This window comes from Methylosinus sp. Ce-a6, assembly GCF_009811655.1.
GTDB lineage: Bacteria > Pseudomonadota > Alphaproteobacteria > Rhizobiales > Beijerinckiaceae > Methylosinus.
The window spans coordinates 102,693-117,954 of the sequence record NZ_BGJX01000004.1 but is presented as its reverse complement, the minus strand read 5'-3'; the positions used below and the strand labels follow the sequence as shown (position 1 = coordinate 117,954).

The following is a 15,262-nucleotide window of genomic DNA, read 5'->3' as shown; positions in this document are numbered from 1 at the left end:
CTCGGTCGGGGCCGCGCCGGCGCCTCTCGTCGCCCTTCCAGGGTCTTTCCGTGTTTCATTGAAACACGGAAAGACCCTAGGCTTTTGTTTTGACGTGTTTCCGGACGCCGAACCGGCGTCCACTTCGGCTGGAAACGCTCTAAATCGAGCCGGGCCGGGCGCGCCGACTCAGAGCGACGCGAGAAAGGCCTCGATCCGCTCGAAGTAGTCTTTCCAATTCGGCGCCTCGAACGTCTGCGCGGCGCGAATCGCGGCGCGACGGCGCGGCGAATCGGCCTCGGTGAAGTCGAGCACGGCGCGTTTCCAGCCGAGGCCGTCGATGGGCGATAGAAACTCCGCCCGCTCCCGCGCGGCTTCACGGAAAACCGGAATATCCGAGACGATCGCCGGCGTTCCGAGCGAGAGCGCCTCGACGACGGGCAGGCCGTAGCCTTCTGCGAAGCTCGGCATCAGCAGCGCATTGGCGTTGGCGATCAGGCGGCGCAGATGCGGCGCGGAAATTCCGTTCGTCCGGCGCACGAAGGGACGAATCGCCTCGCAGCGATTCACCATGTCGACGATCTGCTCGTTCTCCCAGCCGCGCCCGCCGACGAGGACGAGCTTGGGCGCGCGCCGCGCGTCCGCGGCCAGAGCCCGCCAGACATTGAGCAGCGTCAGGTGATTCTTGCGCGGCTCGAGGGTGGAGACGAAAACGAAGTAATCGCGGCGCGCGAGCGCGTCGTCGCGTGTTTCCGACGTGTCCGCGAGCGTCGATGGCGGCGGCTCGACATGGATCGGAACGCGCGCGGCCCCGCGCGCCGCGATCTCTCGCTCGAGGCGCTCGGCGACCGCATGGCTCGTCGTCAGCAGCGCATCGGCGTGGCGCAGAATCGTGTCGATGCGCCTGCGAAAAAGCGGACCATAGCCGGGGCGAAAGAATTCGGGTCGGTCGAGCGGCAGCAGATCATGCACGAAGAAGACGGCGCGCATGTCCGGCCGCCGCGCGAGCCATCGGAACAGCGCGGGGAATTCGCAGGCGTGCTGCGCGATGTTGAGATAGAGCGAAGAGTGCGGAAGCGCGCGCGGCGCGTCATTGGCGAGGCGTAGCGGCGTGCGCCACAGCGATTCGCTCGAGGCCTTGCGCGGCCGCGTGGGCGTCGGCGCGCAATCGGCGGGCGCGGTGCCGAGCAGCCAATCGCGGAGCCGCGTCCATTCCGCCGAATCGTCCGGCGCGGCGGGCGCGACATCGGCGAGGATGCGGGCGAGGCGCGCCGGCGCCAGCACATGCGGGCCGCGAAAGCCGTAATGCGCGCCGCAGGCGAGGCGCGGATGCGCAGCGAAATGGCGGGCGAAAGCGAGATCCAGTCGCCCGATGCCGGCCGCGTTCGCCGCCTCGCCGAGCGAGACGAGATGGGTCGCGTCATAGACGATCGGGCGCGTCATCGGCTTCGGCTCGAACGGGGCTACCAGAGCGCCGGCTGGCGCGCATAGAGCGACAGAGCGGGATGATAAAAAGGATCGTCGCGAATGACGGCGCGCCAGCGGTCGCGGAAATAATCGCGCTCCTTCGCATGGACGCTCATCGGACGGAAGGCGGCCGACCCGCGCGAGGCCGATTCGTAATGCAGCAGACGCGCGCTCGGGACAAAAAGCGATATCCAGCCGCGCTCGCCGAGCCGCAGGCAGAGATCGGTGTCGTTGAATTCGATCGGCAAATGGATATCGTCGAAGCCGCCGACCGCGTCGAATTTGCGCCGCTCCACCGCCATGCAGGCGGCGGTGACGGCGGAGGTCTCATGCGCATGGCCGGAGCGGCCGAGCCAGGACGGCGCCTCGGGCGCGATCAGCGCGCCGAAATGGCCGGCGTCCTGGCCTAGGCCGATGGTGACGCCGGCATGTTGGATGCGGCCGTCCGGAAACAGCAGCAGAGCGCCGACGGCGCCCGTCTGCGGCTCCGCGGCGCGGCGTGAAAGCGTCTCCAGCCAATCGGGGCTGACGACGACCGTGTCATTGTTGAGGAAGACGACGACCTCGCCCGTCGAGGCGCGCACGGCCTCATTGTTGAGGCGTGCGAAATCGAACGGCCCGGGGCGCGAGAGCACGCGCACGCGCGCATCCTTCCTCGCCTCATCGAAAATGGCGAAGGTTTCCGTCTTGCGGCTGCCGTTGTCGACGATGACGAGCTCGAAGGAGGGGTGAGTCGAGAGGCGCAATATGCTCTCGACGCAGGGGCCGAGAAGATCCGGCCGATCGCGCGTCAGCAGGATGATCGAGACGCTCGGCGCGGGCAGGGTCGGCGCAGGGGAGGGCGGCTCGGGGGAGGGCGGCGCGACGATCGCCGCTTCCGACTCCTCGTCCCGGGTGAGAAGCCAGCGGCGCAGATGGGCGATCTCGTTTCGGGCCAGCCGAAACGGCGCCTCGAGCATCGCCTCGCCGATCTCTTGCTCCGCGAGCGTGGAGGCGGCGTAGAAGGCGCAGCGTCCGAGATAGGGACGCGCGGCCGCGAGCGCGGGACTCCAATCGGGTTTGAAGCTCGGCCGAAGCCCGCGCGCCGTGCGCAGCAGCTCGTCCGCATAGATCAGTTTCGTCTGCGGCGCGCGCGCGATCGTCTCGGCGAGGCAGGCGAGCGCATGGTCGGCCAATTCGTCGCCGGCGCGCAGCGACGCGATGAAATCCACTCGGGCGAGCAGGGGGGAAAGCTCCGCTTCGCTGCGCAGAACGCTGACGCGCGGATAGGATTGACGCTCGATCGAGGCGATCGTGCGCGCCGATTGGTCGGGCGTGGCGCCTGCGCCCGAAACGAGAATGGCGAAACGGGGCCCGCTCTTCCACTCGCTGCGCGGGGCGTCGAGCCCTTCTTGCGCGAAGGGGCGCGCGCGTCTCGCGAGCCAATTCTCGAAATCCTCGAGCGGCTCCCAATTGGTCGCCCAATCGAGCGCATTTTCCGCCTCGGCGTGGAAGCCGAACAGAGTGGGAAGAAAAAAGGACCAGAGCTTCGCGCGTTTGCGGCGCCAGACGCGCGCCAGCATCTCGCCGAGGCCGACGGGCCGCACGCTTTCGATTTCGAAGCCGAAGGGGCCGGGCCTGTCGGCCGGACAGACGAGAATCTCGCGCGCGCCCTTGGGCAAGGCGCCGATCCAGACGCCGGCGCCCGCCACCGGACCGGGAAGGATGCGGTCGATGACGCGAGAGGGCGTCACGAAGCGCAGCACGGGGCGGACGGGATCGTCCAGAAGGCTCGCGCGAAAGACGATCTCGACGAAGCGGCTCGCGCCGAAACGGGCTTCGACGCGCAGCCAGGGCTCGTCGGAGAGGGAGAAGAAGCGGCCGTCCCGGACAACGACGTCCTTTCGAGGGGTCAGCGCAATTGCCAGCCGCGTCAAATGCGATCCACCGCTCGAGCTGCGGCGCGCCGTAGCGGCGCGCGCCCAATGGACGTCCTCTTGGGCGACGGGCGCCGGCTTGTCAATGTCGTGGCCGATAGCTATCAGGTCCTCCGGACGCCGCGGCTGACGAATGTCGCCGAAGCGAGGGTCGCCATGCAGCGTTTCGTCGTGATTTCGGGCTGCTCGGGAGGGGGCAAGTCGTGCCTGCTCACCGAGCTCGCGCGCCGAGGATACGCCGTGGTCGAGGAGCCGGGGCGCAGAATCGTCGCCGAGGAGATCGCGGGCGACGGGGCCGCGCTGCCCTGGGTCGATCTCGCGGCTTTCGCGCGGCGCGCCATTCGACTGGCGCTCGAGGACATCGGCAGGGCGAGCGGCGAGACTGGCCGCGTGTTTTTCGACAGGGGACTCGTCGACGCGGCCGTCGCTCTACAGCATGCGACGGGCGAGCCGGCGCTGGCGACGCTCGGCGCGCGGCGTCATTATGATTCCCGCGTGTTCATGACCCCGCCGTGGAAAGAGATCTATGTCGCGGATGCGGAGCGGCGTCACGGCTTCGACGACGCCGTCGCCGAATATGAGCGGCTCGTCGAGGCCTATCCGATGGTCGGCTATCGGCTCGTGATCCTGCCGATGGCGAGCATCGCCGAGCGCGCCGACTTCGTGCTGCGCGCTCTGGAAGCGTCCGGTTAATCGGCCTTGCGCTGCGCCGATCCGTCGCCGTCTTCCCGACGACGAAAGCGCAGAATCGCGCCCGGCGCGCGATTGCGGGCGCTGATGCGGCTGCGGCCGGTGCCGGTGAGCACATAGCGGCCGCGGCTGTCGTCCCAACGCATGAGATCGGCCGCTATGGCGCGCTGGCGCAACGCCATCGTCATAGGGTCTTGAACATAAGGCGGCGCGATGTCGCCATGCGCGTCGACCTTCTTCAAGGCCTCGATCAGTGTGGTTTCCTGAGCGTCCGTCATCGCTCCTCGTATATGACGCCGATCGGGGCGCAGAGCAAGGAGTTTGACGAAAGGGCAAGGCCAAGGTTAGCGGCGTCTTGCGCGCAACGGCGCGCAACGCCGCTGCGTCTTTTCAGCGGGCGGCCTCCGGAAGTCGGCGCTTCCATCTTTCGCCGGCGCGCAGCTCGGTCTTCAGAACATAGCGCAGCTGGATCGGGCGGCGGATGCGGCGGCTCGTCTCGTTTTCCACGGCCTGGGAGACGAAAATAGGCGCGTGGGGCTGCGGCTGCGCCGCGACGACGATCGGCGGCGCGGGCGAGCGATCCTGCGCGGGCTCCGTCGGCGCTGGGCGTCGCGGACGGCGAATCGGCGTCGCCGCGGCCGTGGGCTCCTCGCTCTTCTTCACGCGCGGACGGCCGGGGCCGCGACGAGCCGGCTCGCGAGGCTCGGACGGCGTCGGAGCCTCGGTCTCGAGGAGGCTCGGAAGCACGCGGCCCGTGGCGACCGGCGCCGCGGGGGCCGCGACCTCCACGCTCGCGCTCTTCTTTCCGAAGACGAGATCGGCCGCGCGCATCGCCGCTTCATAGCCGTCGTCATGCGGCGCCTCGCGTTCGGCGGCGCGCGGCGTGAACGCCGCCACGTCCAAAAACGCGGGCTTTGGTTCCGGCGCCGCCTCTTCGAGCGGGGCGAGGCGGCTCGCCGCCGTCTTGGCGGAGCGCGATTTGAATTCCTTCACGAAGGGACGGACGGTGCGGCGCATGGGTCTCCGGCGGCGATGAGGGCGGTAATGACATCCCTCGGGCGATCACTCGCCCGAATCGACTATGTCAACTCCGAGTTTTCCCAGGATGAACGGAATTTCCGAGCGCTGATAGGGTGGGCGAATACTTATCAGATGTCGAGCGGAAATGCCGCGACGGCGACAATTTTGTTACGCTATCGCACGTAGCGATAGACACATCGAGGAACGTCTCTACTTTTTCGTGCGAAATCATGTCGAAGCGGCGGCGCGGCGCTATCGTTCACGTCGCGGCGCGGCGAACGCGATCGGGATTGAAGCCGTCTCGCGCGCCACTAGTTGCATGGCGATATGCGAGAACTCGGGAGCCGACCATGGAGTCCTGCGAACAGCCGCTCGGATCGATGACATTTTGCGAGGCGGTGAGCTGCGTATGGGCCAAGGGCGAGAACGCCGTGAATTCGGTGTTGCACGCGCCCGGCTCTGCGAGCATCGGCGACTGGGCGCTGACGCTCCTCGCGGCGCTCGTTCTCGTCAATCTCGTCATCATGCTGTTCAGAGCCGCCTTTCCGCGACGTCGCTTCGACGAGCACGCTCCGACCCCGAGGGCCTGACGTTCTTTCTGCTCGGAAGGGGTTCTTTCCGCTCGGAAGGTAAGGAGCGGGAGACCGAATGCGGCCTGGTGGAGCTGGGGGGATTCGAACCCCCGACCTCTGCAGTGCGATTGCAGCGCTCTCCCATCTGAGCTACAGCCCCGCTCCGAGGCGCTGGATACTCGGCGCCCATTCGGCTGTCAATCCGCTCCGCGTCGAAATCCTTCCCCCACCTGTAAATGGCCTCCGCCAAACGGCCGCGCCGAAGCTCGGCGCGCGGGGATTGCGGCGGCGACACAGGAAGGATAGAGACGATTGCCGAATTCGACCGTTGGAAAGCGCATCATGCAATATGCCGTGGTCAATCTTCTGTTCACGATCATCGATCTCTATTGGTGGGTCGTCATCGCCATGGCCGTCATGTCATGGCTCATCGCGTTCGACGTGGTGAACACCAGGTCGCGGGCCGTCTATTCGCTGTGGAATGCGCTCAACGCGCTGACCGAGCCGGTGCTGCGGCCGATCCGCAGCGTGCTGCCGAGCCTCGGCGGCTTGGACATTTCGCCCATCATCCTGCTGCTCGCGCTGCAATTCCTGCGCAATCTGGTCGCCGGCCAGCTCGGCAGCCTCGGCTGACATGGCCGAGGCCGCGGGCGACGACGCTTGGAGCGCGCAAGCGGACGGCGTCGCCCTCTGGGTTCGGCTGACGCCCAAAGGCGGCCGCGACGCCATCGAGGGCGTCGAGCGGCTCGCCGACGGCAGGGCCGTGCTCAAGGCGAGGGTCAGGGCGGCGCCAGAGGATGGGCGCGCCAATGAGGCTCTGGTCGAGCTCGTCGCCGAAAGGCTCGGCGCGCCGCGACGCAGCGTGTCGATCGCCGCGGGCCATACGGCGCGGCTGAAAAAACTCTTCATCGCGGGCGATCCCGCACGGCTCCTCGCAGCGCTGGAGAAGACCGGCGCGACAAGAAATGGTTGAGGCATGAGCAAGTCGAAGGTCGGAAACTTCTTCGAAGATTTTTCTCTGGGCCAGGTGATCCGCCACGCCGCGCCGCGCACGGTGACGACCGGCGACGTCGCGCTCTATACGGCGCTCTATCTGCCTCGCTTCGCCGTGCAATCATCGGCGGCCTTCGCCCAGGCCATCGGCTATCGCGAGGCGCCGATCGACGACATTCTCGTGTTTCACCTCGTGCTCGGCAAGACCGTGCCGGATGTGTCGCTCAACGCCATCGCCAATCTCGGCTATGCGGATTTCAAATTCCTCGCTCCCGTCTATCCGGGCGACACGCTGACGGCGACGTCCGAGGTCATCGGCCTGAAAGAGAACTCCAACAAGGAGACAGGCGTCGTCTATGTGCGCTCCACGGGCAAGAATCAGCACGGCGAGACCGTGCTCGACTATGCGCGCTGGGTGATGGTGAAGAAACGCGACAAGGACGCCCCCGTCGGGCCCGAAATCGTGCCGACGCTGCCGAAGTCGGTCGCCCCGGCCGATCTCGGCAAGGCCGTTCCGCCGATAAATGTCGCCGCCTACGACAAGGCGCTCGCCGGCTCGCCCTATTTCTGGGGCGACTATGAAGTCGGCGAGAAGATCGACCACATAGACGGCATGACCGTGGAGGAGGCCGAGCATCAGATCGCCACGCGCCTCTATCAGAACAACTCCAAGGTGCATTTCAACCAATATTACGAGGCGCAGGGCCGGTTCGGAAAGCGCATCATCTATGGCGGGCATGTGATCTCGCTCGCCCGCGCGCTCTCCTTCAATGGTCTCGAGAACGCTTTCCACATCGCCGCCGTCAACGGCGGGCGCCATGTCAATCCGCTGTTTGCGGGCGGCACGGTGTTCGCGTGGTCGCAAGTGCTGGACAAGGCGGAAATCCCGGGCCGCGCGGACATAGGCGCGCTGCGGCTGCGGCTCGTCGCGACCAAGGACCATCCGCCGGCGGATTTTCCGCTGACGACTGCCGAAGGCAAGCCGCATCCGGCCGTGCTGCTCGACCTCGACTATTGGGCCGTGCTGCCGCGCTGACGAAACGGTCGCCGCGACCGGGCGGCCCGGTCGCGGCGTTCCGCAGCGAATTCGTCGCTCAGTGGAGCGTTTTCAGCCAGTTGTCGACGTCTTGGCGGATAGCTTCCTTGCTCTTGCCGTAGCGTTTCTGAAGCTCGCCTTCGAATTGCTCGCGGCTTCCCTGAATCTTCGTCAGATCATCATCGGTCAGATCGCCCCATTTTTCCTTGATCTTACCTTTAATCTGTTTCCAGTTGCCTTCGAGCTGGTTCCATTCCATCTTTTTTCTCCCGTGCTGGGGCGCGTCTATTTTCGAGCGCCGCATAGGGTCCACTTAGAATTCTCGAGACTGCGGATGGTTCCACTGCTCTTCGCCACGCTCGAGCGCAGCGCTATTTATCTAAAAGACGCCGTTCAACGAGAGGCCGACATGATTTCGAAAGCCTGGATTGCGCTCGCGCTGGCGGCGGGTCTCGCCGTCTCCTCGAGCTTCGCCGCCGCTCCTTCGGCCCCCTCCGCGCAGAGGAAGGAGCCGGAGGAATCCGCCGATGTCTCGCAGGGCTTGCCGACGGAGGTCGCGACGACGCATTCGATGTCGATCCGCGGCGAGAAGATCTCGTTTCTCGCCCGCGCCGGCGCGGTGCGGCTGCGGGACGCGCAGAGCGGCGCGCCGAGAGTCGATGTCGCCTTCGTCTCTTACGAGCGTTCCGACGTCGATCCGCAGGCGCGGCCGATCGCTTTCGTCTTCAACGGCGGGCCGGGCGCCGCCTCCGCCTGGCTCGGCCTCGGCGGAATCTCGCCTTGGCGGCTGTCGCTCGGCTCCGGTCCCCTCTCGCCTTCGGCGCCGCCGGTCGTGCTCGACAACGCCGAGAGCTGGCTGCCTTTCGTCGATCTCGTCTTCGTCGATCCGCCGGGAACGGGCTACAGCAAGTTCCTCGCCGACACTGAGGAGGCGAGAAAGCATTTCTTCTCGTCGCAGGGCGACGCCGAAGCGCTCGCGGTCGTCGTGCGCAAATGGCTGGCGACTCACCGGCGCATGGCTTCGCCCAAATTTCTCGTCGGCGAGAGCTATGGCGGGTTTCGCGCGATCGAGCTCGCCCACGCCTTGCGCGAGCGCGAGAGCGTCGGGATCGAAGGACTCGTGCTGATCTCGCCCGCGCTCGATTTCGCCTGGCTCGACAGTTCCCGCAATCTTCTCTCGCTTGCCGGCCGCCTGCCGTCCTATGCGGCGGTGGCGCGCGGCGCCAAGCAGCGCGCCGAGCTCGCCGATGTCGAGGGCTACGCCTCGGGCGAATTCCTCGTCGATCTGCTCAAGGGGCCGCGCGACAAGGAGGCGCTGGAGCGCCTCGACGCCAATGTCGCGCGCTTCACCGGGCTCGACGCGCGTATCGTGACGGAGGAGGGCGGCCGCGTCGCGCTGAAGACTTTTCTGCGTGATCGCCAGCGCGCCTCGCATCTCGTCTCGAGCGCTTATGACGGCGAGGTGACGGGCTTCGATCCGCGGCCGTTCTCGCGCGAGAGCGAATGGGCGGATCCCGTGCTCGACGCGCTCGCCGCGCCGCTCGGCGCCGCCATGACGCGCGTGACGATCGAGAAGCTGCAATGGCCGATCGGCGACGCGCGCTACGAGATTCTCAATCACAAGGTCGCGCGCGATTGGGACTTCGGCCGCGGCGGCCGCGCCAACGCCGAGGCGGTCTCGACGCTGCGCAACGAGCTCGCGCTCGACGCGCGGTTGAAAGTGCTCGTCGCCCATGGGCTCGCCGATCTGGTGACGCCCTATTACGCGAGCAAGCTGCTCATCGATCAACTGCCGGCCTTCGGCGAGGCGACGCGCGTGCGGCTCGTGACCACGCCGGGCGGGCATATGTCCTATATCCGTGACGATTCCCGCCGCCTGCTGCGCGACGAGGCGCGCAAGGCGATCGAAGGCAAGTGACGGTTCGCCTGTCGGCGGCGCTCTATGCGGCCGCCTGCCTGCGCCGGACATCATCTCGACCTACACGAAAAGTCATGCCGCGGGATGTTTCGTGGCGCGCGAGAGGCCGAGAAAATCGCTGGATTCTACACGCTTGCAGCGACGAGCGGCCTGCCGTCGCAGAGAAATATCACGGGCGAGGCCTCGGCCGCGCTCTGGCCGACGCAGCGAATTGCAATGTCGGCCTGCCACTCGGCGGCCGCCCGCACGGGGCTGCTCGAGCCCGTACGAAATTCTGAGACGCATCCGTCGTCGCGGGCGCCGGCCCCTTGGAAAAGTTTCAAACAAGGAGCCGGCGCCTTCCCTTGGCGCGACGAAACATGGAATGTGCGGCGATAGAGGGCATCATGCTGATTTGCGTCGCGGACGTAATGAGCAAGGAGACGGTCGCCCCATTCCGCGGCGTCATGGACGCGGCGCAATGGGAGGACGGCGCATCGACCGCGGGCGCGCAGCCGTGCAGCGCGCAGGACGTGAAGCTGTCCGCAGGCCATCTGGCGCTCTATTCATCGATCAGCCTGCATCTCGCGCAACGCGCGTTGCGCGCGCCGCGTCCTTCATCTGGCTTCAGAGCATGAGTTGCGACAATATGGTACGTTCGTTGCTAATTGAGCCGGACGATTCAATATTTCACGGGGGGCTCGGAGCGGGCGGCCGCGCTCGGCAAAGCCGACAGGCGTCTATCACAATCTCATTCGCATATGGGCGGAAGCATGAAACGATCATATCAGACGCTAGCGATCACGGCCTCGTCGCTCCTTTTCTCGACGTCCCTTTGCCTGGCCGAGGGGCGCGCGGATATCGTCAACCGTCCGCATGATCTCTCTGTGTCGAGCATGTTCCTCAACGCCGACATCGTCGTGAAGATCGTGATGCTCGGCCTCGTCGCCGCCTCCATCGGCACATGGACGGTGCTCATCGCCAAGACGATCGAGCTGCGCCGCGCCCGCGCCCGCGTCCGCGAATCGATCGAGAGGCTGCAGGAGGCGCGCGGGCTCGCCGAGTCGCGTCTCGCGCTCGGCGCCGCCGATCCTCTGGCGGGCGCGCTGATCGCCGAGGCGCTGCGTGAGTTCCGTCTCTCTTCCGATCTCTCTTTCGCCGGCGGACTGAAGGAGCGCGTCGCCTCGAGCTTCGCGGAGATCGAGCGCGCTGAAAGCCTCTCCATCCGTCGCGGCACGGGACTGCTCGCCTCGGTCGGCTCGACCGGTCCCTTCATCGGCCTGTTCGGCACGGTGTGGGGCATCATGAACAGCTTCATCGGCATTTCGAAAGCGCAGACGACCAATCTCGCCGTCGTCGCGCCGGGCATCGCCGAGGCGCTGCTCGCCACGGCGATCGGCCTCGTCGCCGCCATTCCCGCCGTGCTGATCTATAATCATCTCGCGCGCCAGACGAGCGCCTATCTCGAGCTCGTCTCCAATCTCTCGGGCGAGCTCTTGCGCATCGTCTCGCGCGACCTCGATCGCGGCGTCCAGCAGGCGCCTGCGGCCCTGCGCGCCGCGGAGTGAGCCGCCATGGCCGGCAATATCGGAGGATCGCCGCGCGGCGCGCTCGAAGAGACGCACGAGATCAATGTCACGCCCTTCATCGACGTGATGCTCGTGCTGCTCATCATCTTCATGGTGGCGGCGCCGCTCGCCACTGTGGATCTCCCCGTCGATCTGCCGGCCGCGAGCGCCGCGACGCATGCGAAGCCCGAAAAGCCGATCTATCTCACCATTCAGGCCGATCTCGCGCTGGCGCTGGGCGAGACGCCGGTCAAGCGCAATGATCTCGTCGCCTCGCTCGACGGGATCGCCGGCGGCGACAAGGAGAGGCGCATTTTCCTGCGCGCCGACACGGCCGTGCCCTATGGCGAGATGATGGCCATTCTCGAGCGCCTGCGCGCCGGCGGCTTCAGCAAGATCTCGCTCGTCGCGCTCGACGCCGGCGGGGCGACGACGAGCGGGTCTGCGAAATGAGCGTCGCCGCCGATCTCGGCAGTTCGGGGGCGAACAACCGCGTCTGGAGCGGGGCGGCGCTGGCCGCGCTGGCCGCCCATCTTCTCGCGCTGGCCGCCATTTTCGTCGTCTTCGAGATCGAGCCGGACGACGATTCGAGCGGCGCGCCGGCGATCGAGATCGGCTTCGCGCCGGCCGCGCCTCGCGTCGAGGATTCGTCCGACGCGCCGCCGGGCCCGCAGGCGGACGAGGCCGCCGCCGCCGCGCCCGCCGTCGCCGCCTCTCAGACCAAGGACAATGACGATCCCAAGATCGCGCGGGTCGAGGCCGACGACGCCGAATATGCGAATGTGCAAAAGCATGAGAAGCCGGTCGAGGAGCGGACCAAGCGCGAGGCGACGCCTGTGGTTTCCGCCGAATCCGCGGCTTCCGAGGCGGCTGCGCCGCCCAAAACCGACGCGCTCGCCGAGGCGCCGCGCGCCGTGGCTCCGGTCCAAGGCGCCGACAAGGCCGCCCGCGCGGCGAGGCTTACTTGGCAGAAGGCGCTGATGGCGCATCTCAATCGCGCCAAGCGCTATCCGAGCGGGGCCGGCCGGCGTTCCGCCGAGGTCGCCGTCGCTTTCATGCTCGACCGGCTCGGACATGTCGTCAGCGCCGGCGTCACGCGCCCGTCCGGCGACCGCGCCTTCGACGAGGCGGCGCTCGCCATGATGAAGCGGGCCGACCCCGTGCCGCCGCCGCCGCCGGCGGTCGCCGACGAAGGGCTCGGCTTCGAGGTGCCCGTGGTGTTTCGCGCCGACAAGCGCTGAAGGCGCGTCATTGGGGCGCGGTCATCAGCTCCATCAAATGGCCGTCGGGCGTCTCGAAATAGACGCCGCGGCCGCCGTTCCAATCATTGAGCTTTCGGTCGCTCCTGCTCCAGGGCGCGCTCCCATAGGGCCGCCCGGATGCGCGCACGCGTTCGAGAATCGCGTCGAATTCGGCGTCGGAAACATGGAAGGCGTAATGGCTCGCCGGGAAGGACGGCTCGTCGGCGAAGAGAAACGTCAGCGCCTCATTGACATGGACCGGGGCGAAATGACCCCCAGGCGGCTCGTATTCCAGCCCGAAGACCCGAGCGAACCAGCTGGCGGCCGCCGCCTTTTCGCGGGCCGGAACAATCGTGTGATTCAAGATGATCGTCATGAGCGTCGCGCCTCGGCGCGGTTGCGCCGTGGATAACGATCTCGTGAGCCTGCCGTTCCAGCCGCGGCGCGCTTCGTCGGCTTCGGCGTCTGGCGGGCAGGTCGCGTCCATGCTCGAGATTTCGACTGTTCGTCGCGACGTGGTAACGTTCTACGCGAGCCGCCGTTTGTTTGTTTTCGCAGGCGGATCGGAAAAGGGGGAATGGGCGTGCGGAGCGATGCGCTGCTGCGTGACCTCTCGAGGGTGAAGTCGATCGAAGCGCTGCAGTCGGAGGCCGGCGGGCGGAGCGAGCTGCGCCGCGTGCTGGGCCTGTGGCAATTGACCAGCATCGGCCTCGGCGGTCTGATCGGCGTCGGCATATTCGTTTTGACCGGCGTGGTGGCGGCGACGCAGGCGGGGCCGGCGGTCTCGCTCTCCTTCGTCATCGCCGGGGTCGCGAGCGCGGCCGCGGCGCTCTGCTACGCCGAATTCGCCGGCATGATTCCGGCGGCGGGCAGCGCCTATACTTACGCCTACGCCGTGCTCGGCGAGCTCGCGGCCTGGATCATCGGCTGGGACCTGCTGCTCGAATATGCGCTCGTCGTCGCCGTCGTCTCCATCGGCTGGTCCGGCTATCTGCAGACGCTGCTCGGCCAGCTCGGCCTCGCTTTGCCGGTGTGGGCCTCCGGCGCGGCCGGAACGGGAGAGGGGCGTGTCGTCGATCTCGCGGCCATATTGGGCGCGCTCTTCGTTGCTGGCGTGCTGGTGCTGCGCATCGAATGGGGCGCGCGCTTCAATGCGGCGATGGTGGTGGTCAAGACGGCCGCAGTCCTGCTCGTCGTCGCCGCAGGCCTGCCGCATGTGCGCGTCGAGAATTGGACGCCCTTCATGCCTTATGGCTTCGGCGGCGTCGTCGAAGGCGCGGCGGTCGTGTTCTTCGCCGTCTTCGGCTATGACACTCTGACGACCGCAGCCGAGGAGACGCGCGACCCGCAGCGTCAATTGCCCCGTGCGGTCCTGCTCTCGCTCGCGATCGCGCTCACGCTCTATGTGGTGATGTCGCTCGTGCTCACCGGCATGGTCCGCTACGACACGCTGAACAATCCGGCGCCTGTCGCCTCCGCCTTCACCGCCGTCGGCCTTCCTTGGGCGACCTTCGTGATTTCGGTCGCGGCGGTCGCGGGCATCGTCAGCGTCATGCTGGCCTTTTTGCTCGGCTGCGCGCGCATCTGCTTCGCCATGAGCCGAGACGGGCTCTTGCCCGCCTGGTTCTCGCATGCGCATCCGCGTTTCCATACGCCGCATCGTCCGACGCTGGTCATCGGCGCGCTGACGGCCGTCGTCGCCGGGCTCTATCCGATCCGCGAAGTGGCCGAGCTCGTGAATATCGGAACGCTTTCGGCCTTCGTGGTCATCTGCATTTCCGTGATCGTGATGCGGCGCACACGGCCGGACGCCAAACGCAGCTTTCGAACGCCGCTCGTCCCCTTCGTGCCGCTGGTCGGGGTCGCCTTTTCGCTCTGGCTGCTCTCCAAGCTGCCCGCCGTCGCCTGGGAGCGATTCGTGATCTGGATGGTCATGGGGCTGATCTTCTATTTCTCCTACGGGCGCGAGCGCAGCAAATTGGCGCGCGTTCCGGCCTTGCGCGCGCATTCCGCCGACATGTAGGTTGAAAACAGGGAAGTTGCGCTTCACATAGTTCTAAAAAGGGTCCGCGCGACCGCAGCTTTCTCCGACAACGCTCGGAGGGAACGGATTGCATGAGCGAAGTCGCGGGTGCAACCTCGGCTGCCGAGGACACGAACAAGATCGCCCGACTCGAGGTGGAGTTGGCCGAGGCGAGAGCGGAGCTGCGCGCCGAAAAGGATCGCTTTCGCGAGCTTCGCCACCGCGTCCGCAATGATCTTCAGGCGCTGGCGACTTTGATCTCCGCGCAATCGCGTCGCCTCGAGAAGCCGGAAGGCTGCAGCAATTGCGCCATGCGTCTGCGCAGCGCCATCGAGCTGCACAATGCGCTCGACGACGAGGACGACGCCGATATCTGCATGTCCTCCTATCTCTCGGCTCTTTCCGAAGCGCGGCGCAAGGCGTTCGACGATCGCATCGCCGGAGAGACGATCGCCGATGAAGATATTTTTCTCGATTATCGCCGCGCACAATGCGTCGGCTTGTTCTATGTCGAAGCCGTCACCAATGCGATGAAGCACGCTTTTCGAGGCGCAATGCGCGGAGAAGTGCATGCGCGCCTGCGCCGCATCGGCGACAGGCTCGTGTTCACGATCGCCGACAACGGCTGCGGCTTCGATCCCGCGAATGTCCCGAAAGGCGCCGGGCTGCAACTGATGCGCGGTCTCGCGCGTCAGCTGAAGGGCGAAGTCATCTTCGAGCGTCTGCCGAGAGGAGCTCTGGTGCGGCTCGACTTTCCGGAGCATGTGGGTTGAGCCACGCCTGCCTTTCGTCCGGAGCGAATTTCGGGAGTTCTAGAGCGTTTCCAGCCGAAGTGGACGCCGATTCGGCGCTGGAAAGAC

Annotated in this window: 17 protein-coding genes, 1 tRNA gene and 1 pseudogene; 12 read left to right on the top strand and 7 right to left on the bottom strand. The window is 66.7% G+C overall.

From position 1 onward, the window contains the following. Positions 1–168 precede the first annotated feature (168 nt). Positions 169–1,422, bottom strand: coding sequence for a glycosyltransferase family 1 protein (locus Mspo_RS04275; RefSeq protein WP_159727167.1), 1,254 nt, complete (start codon positions 1,420–1,422; stop codon positions 169–171). Positions 1,423–1,442: 20 nt separating this feature from the next. After that, complete coding sequence (locus Mspo_RS04270) at positions 1,443–3,362, bottom strand: glycosyltransferase (RefSeq protein ID WP_159727165.1); 1,920 nt, start codon at positions 3,360–3,362, stop codon at positions 1,443–1,445. Between the two features lie 156 nt (positions 3,363–3,518). Here Mspo_RS04270 and Mspo_RS04265 point away from each other — a divergent pair, with 156 nt between their 5' ends. Then, complete coding sequence (locus tag Mspo_RS04265) at positions 3,519–4,055, top strand: AAA family ATPase (protein WP_159727341.1); 537 nt, start codon at positions 3,519–3,521, stop codon at positions 4,053–4,055. Here the strand turns inward: Mspo_RS04265 and Mspo_RS04260 are convergent. Both Mspo_RS04260 and Mspo_RS04255 read right to left on the bottom strand, forming a co-directional pair. Further along, entirely contained in the window at positions 4,052–4,330 is a 279-nt protein-coding gene (locus tag Mspo_RS04260; protein WP_159727163.1) for a hypothetical protein, read from the bottom strand. The two genes, Mspo_RS04265 and Mspo_RS04260, sit on opposite strands and share 4 nt — an antisense overlap. A gap of 112 nt (positions 4,331–4,442) precedes the next feature. Next, positions 4,443–5,069, bottom strand: a complete 627-nt coding sequence (locus Mspo_RS04255) for a hypothetical protein (RefSeq protein ID WP_159727161.1) — start codon at positions 5,067–5,069, stop codon at positions 4,443–4,445. A gap of 353 nt (positions 5,070–5,422) precedes the next feature. Here Mspo_RS04255 and Mspo_RS04250 point away from each other — a divergent pair, with 353 nt between their 5' ends. Next, the gene (locus Mspo_RS04250) at positions 5,423–5,662 is read left to right on the top strand and encodes a hypothetical protein (RefSeq protein ID WP_159727159.1); all 240 of its coding nucleotides are present in this window, start codon (positions 5,423–5,425) and stop codon (positions 5,660–5,662) included. 66 nt (positions 5,663–5,728) lie between these two features. Here the strand turns inward: Mspo_RS04250 and Mspo_RS04245 are convergent. After that, a tRNA-Ala gene (locus tag Mspo_RS04245) sits at positions 5,729–5,804 on the bottom strand. A 182-nt stretch (positions 5,805–5,986) separates the two neighbouring features. On the opposite strand from Mspo_RS04245, the gene Mspo_RS04240 reads away from it, so the two are divergent. Genes Mspo_RS04240 through Mspo_RS04230 form a run of 3 tightly spaced genes read left to right on the top strand, consistent with a single transcriptional unit; the run spans position 5,987 to position 7,673 of the window. Further along, positions 5,987–6,277, top strand: a complete 291-nt coding sequence (locus tag Mspo_RS04240; protein WP_159727339.1) for a YggT family protein — start codon at positions 5,987–5,989, stop codon at positions 6,275–6,277. 1 nt (position 6,278) lies between these two features. Further along, positions 6,279–6,617 (top strand): DUF167 family protein, encoded by a 339-nt coding sequence (locus tag Mspo_RS04235; protein WP_159727157.1) that lies wholly within the window; start codon positions 6,279–6,281, stop codon positions 6,615–6,617. Positions 6,618–6,620: 3 nt separating this feature from the next. Then, positions 6,621–7,673 (top strand): MaoC family dehydratase, encoded by a 1,053-nt coding sequence (locus Mspo_RS04230; RefSeq protein WP_159727155.1) that lies wholly within the window; start codon positions 6,621–6,623, stop codon positions 7,671–7,673. A 58-nt stretch (positions 7,674–7,731) separates the two neighbouring features. Here Mspo_RS04230 and Mspo_RS04225 read toward each other — a convergent pair whose 3' ends face one another. Continuing rightward, positions 7,732–7,932 (bottom strand): CsbD family protein, encoded by a 201-nt coding sequence (locus tag Mspo_RS04225; protein WP_159727153.1) that lies wholly within the window; start codon positions 7,930–7,932, stop codon positions 7,732–7,734. A gap of 150 nt (positions 7,933–8,082) precedes the next feature. On the opposite strand from Mspo_RS04225, the gene Mspo_RS04220 reads away from it, so the two are divergent. The 5 genes and pseudogenes from Mspo_RS04220 (at position 8,083) to Mspo_RS04200 (ending at position 12,379) form a co-directional block, all read left to right on the top strand. Further along, the gene (locus Mspo_RS04220) at positions 8,083–9,591 is read left to right on the top strand and encodes a S10 family peptidase (protein ID WP_159727151.1); all 1,509 of its coding nucleotides are present in this window, start codon (positions 8,083–8,085) and stop codon (positions 9,589–9,591) included. A 386-nt stretch (positions 9,592–9,977) separates the two neighbouring features. Next, positions 9,978–10,347 (top strand): annotated as a pseudogene (locus Mspo_RS04215) (hypothetical protein). Next, a complete protein-coding gene (gene exbB / locus Mspo_RS04210; protein ID WP_159727149.1) occupies positions 10,344–11,138 on the top strand; it encodes a tonB-system energizer ExbB in 795 nt (264 codons plus the stop codon). Before Mspo_RS04215 ends, exbB begins: the two are co-directional and overlap by 4 nt. A 6-nt stretch (positions 11,139–11,144) precedes the next feature. Then, positions 11,145–11,591: a TonB system transport protein ExbD gene (exbD, locus tag Mspo_RS04205; RefSeq protein ID WP_159727147.1), complete on the top strand. Its 447-nt coding sequence runs from the start codon at positions 11,145–11,147 to the stop codon at positions 11,589–11,591. After that, the gene (locus Mspo_RS04200) at positions 11,588–12,379 is read left to right on the top strand and encodes an energy transducer TonB (RefSeq protein WP_159727145.1); all 792 of its coding nucleotides are present in this window, start codon (positions 11,588–11,590) and stop codon (positions 12,377–12,379) included. The genes exbD and Mspo_RS04200 overlap by 4 nt, the downstream gene beginning before the upstream one ends. A 7-nt stretch (positions 12,380–12,386) precedes the next feature. Here Mspo_RS04200 and Mspo_RS04195 read toward each other — a convergent pair whose 3' ends face one another. Beyond that, positions 12,387–12,755 carry a VOC family protein gene (locus Mspo_RS04195; protein WP_159727143.1) on the bottom strand — a complete coding sequence of 123 codons (369 nt, stop codon included), beginning with the start codon at positions 12,753–12,755 and terminating at the stop codon, positions 12,387–12,389. Between the two features lie 201 nt (positions 12,756–12,956). On the opposite strand from Mspo_RS04195, the gene Mspo_RS04190 reads away from it, so the two are divergent. Both Mspo_RS04190 and Mspo_RS04185 read left to right on the top strand, forming a co-directional pair. Beyond that, positions 12,957–14,402, top strand: coding sequence for an amino acid permease (locus Mspo_RS04190; RefSeq protein WP_159727141.1), 1,446 nt, complete (start codon positions 12,957–12,959; stop codon positions 14,400–14,402). A 92-nt stretch (positions 14,403–14,494) separates the two neighbouring features. Further along, positions 14,495–15,175 (top strand): sensor histidine kinase, encoded by a 681-nt coding sequence (locus Mspo_RS04185; protein WP_159727139.1) that lies wholly within the window; start codon positions 14,495–14,497, stop codon positions 15,173–15,175. The last annotated feature ends 87 nt before the right edge of the window (positions 15,176–15,262 follow it).

What these genes read in the sequence shown, in the direction of transcription:
- Mspo_RS04275 (WP_159727167.1), bottom strand. Translation starts at nt 1,422, where the DNA reads ATGACGCGCCCGATCGTCTATGACGCGACCCATCTCGTCTCGCTCGGC.
- Mspo_RS04265 (WP_159727341.1), top strand. Translation starts at nt 3,519, where the DNA reads ATGCAGCGTTTCGTCGTGATTTCGGGCTGCTCGGGAGGGGGCAAGTCG.
- Mspo_RS04260 (WP_159727163.1), bottom strand. Translation starts at nt 4,330, where the DNA reads ATGACGGACGCTCAGGAAACCACACTGATCGAGGCCTTGAAGAAGGTC.
- Mspo_RS04255 (WP_159727161.1), bottom strand. Translation starts at nt 5,069, where the DNA reads ATGCGCCGCACCGTCCGTCCCTTCGTGAAGGAATTCAAATCGCGCTCC.
- Mspo_RS04250 (WP_159727159.1), top strand. Translation starts at nt 5,423, where the DNA reads ATGGAGTCCTGCGAACAGCCGCTCGGATCGATGACATTTTGCGAGGCG.
- Mspo_RS04240 (WP_159727339.1), top strand. Translation starts at nt 5,987, where the DNA reads ATGCAATATGCCGTGGTCAATCTTCTGTTCACGATCATCGATCTCTAT.
- Mspo_RS04235 (WP_159727157.1), top strand. Translation starts at nt 6,279, where the DNA reads ATGGCCGAGGCCGCGGGCGACGACGCTTGGAGCGCGCAAGCGGACGGC.
- Mspo_RS04230 (WP_159727155.1), top strand. Translation starts at nt 6,621, where the DNA reads ATGAGCAAGTCGAAGGTCGGAAACTTCTTCGAAGATTTTTCTCTGGGC.
- Mspo_RS04225 (WP_159727153.1), bottom strand. Translation starts at nt 7,932, where the DNA reads ATGGAATGGAACCAGCTCGAAGGCAACTGGAAACAGATTAAAGGTAAG.
- Mspo_RS04220 (WP_159727151.1), top strand. Translation starts at nt 8,083, where the DNA reads ATGATTTCGAAAGCCTGGATTGCGCTCGCGCTGGCGGCGGGTCTCGCC.
- exbB (WP_159727149.1), top strand. Translation starts at nt 10,344, where the DNA reads ATGAAACGATCATATCAGACGCTAGCGATCACGGCCTCGTCGCTCCTT.
- exbD (WP_159727147.1), top strand. Translation starts at nt 11,145, where the DNA reads ATGGCCGGCAATATCGGAGGATCGCCGCGCGGCGCGCTCGAAGAGACG.
- Mspo_RS04200 (WP_159727145.1), top strand. Translation starts at nt 11,588, where the DNA reads ATGAGCGTCGCCGCCGATCTCGGCAGTTCGGGGGCGAACAACCGCGTC.
- Mspo_RS04195 (WP_159727143.1), bottom strand. Translation starts at nt 12,755, where the DNA reads ATGACGATCATCTTGAATCACACGATTGTTCCGGCCCGCGAAAAGGCG.
- Mspo_RS04190 (WP_159727141.1), top strand. Translation starts at nt 12,957, where the DNA reads ATGGGCGTGCGGAGCGATGCGCTGCTGCGTGACCTCTCGAGGGTGAAG.
- Mspo_RS04185 (WP_159727139.1), top strand. Translation starts at nt 14,495, where the DNA reads ATGAGCGAAGTCGCGGGTGCAACCTCGGCTGCCGAGGACACGAACAAG.